Source organism: Methylobacterium oxalidis, from assembly GCF_007992195.1.
In the GTDB taxonomy this organism is placed as follows: Bacteria; Pseudomonadota; Alphaproteobacteria; order Rhizobiales; family Beijerinckiaceae; genus Methylobacterium; species Methylobacterium oxalidis.
The window spans coordinates 1-958 of the sequence record NZ_BJZU01000311.1; the positions used below are offsets into that span (position 1 = coordinate 1).

General features: G+C 67.4%; 2 protein-coding genes. One reads left to right on the forward strand and one right to left on the reverse strand.

What is annotated here, in order from left to right; translation table 11 throughout:
• Positions 1-104 precede the first annotated feature (104 nt).
• Positions 105-392 (forward strand): PilZ domain-containing protein, encoded by a 288-nt coding sequence (locus MOX02_RS30745; RefSeq protein WP_147029533.1) that lies wholly within the window; start codon positions 105-107, stop codon positions 390-392.
• A gap of 419 nt (positions 393-811) precedes the next feature.
• Here MOX02_RS30745 and MOX02_RS30750 read toward each other — a convergent pair.
• Positions 812-958 (reverse strand): helix-turn-helix domain-containing protein (locus tag MOX02_RS30750; RefSeq protein WP_147029534.1); only part of this gene is annotated, 147 nt, incomplete at its 5' end.

Below are 958 nucleotides of genomic sequence, written 5' to 3' on the forward strand. Positions count from 1 at the left end.
GACATCGCGCTCTTAGTGCGCAGCGTCCGCTCGAAGCGGATCCTCGACTGGCAACAGGCCCTTAACCGGCAACAGGCAACGCTCGGGCTTGGCTAAAAGCGGTCTTGCTCATGCTCGAACATCGCACCACACCGCGCGCGCAAACAGGCATCCCAGGACGCGCCACCTTCGTGCGCGGCTCATCTGCTACGGTGTCGTGCCTCATCAGCGATCTCTCGCCATCTGGCGCCCGCGTGGTGTTCTCAGCTGGCACGCGGGTGCCGGCCTACTTCGACCTCTACATCGGCCAGAGCGGGCCGCACCGAGCCAAGACCGTGTGGCAGCAACCCGGCATGGCTGGCGTCATCTTCTCGGCAGGACGAGCAAACGTGCCCGAAGTTCTACCCGGCTAGGGGCACCTCGCAGTTCGCAGGTTGGGCGTTATGGAGCGACCCGGATCGCGTAAGTGCGATTATGGAGCGGGGGCACGGGCCGCGACCTGATCGGGGGATTGAGTGCGGCCCGTGCCTGCCGTCCCGGAGGCTTTCCGCCGGGGTGCGCGACGATGCTCTGGCATGAGGTTGGCGCTGGCAAGCACAAAGACGGGCGTGCGTTAAGGCGTCCATAAGCATGCAGTCTCAGGATCGGGCGGCCGGCTGAGCCCTGATGGTCGCTGGCGCCGGCCCGCCGTGCCCCAGCACCTATCAGCGGCGGGGAGGCAGATCCCCTCCCTGGTTCTCCGGAACGGGGAGGGGGTTGCACTCATCCGGAGCGGGGTGACCACGCCGCGTCCGCTGTTCCTCCTCCCGCAGAGGTGAGGATCTCCGTGGTGTTAGTGGCGCGTCGGCTCCGGCCGGTTCGCCCGACGCCAGGCGCTGGGCGTCATGCCCGACCAGCGGCGGAAGGCGTGTGTGAGCGCGGCTGGCTCGGAGAAATCCAGCGCGGCCGAGATCTGCCCCAGGTTCATGCTGGTGTCGGC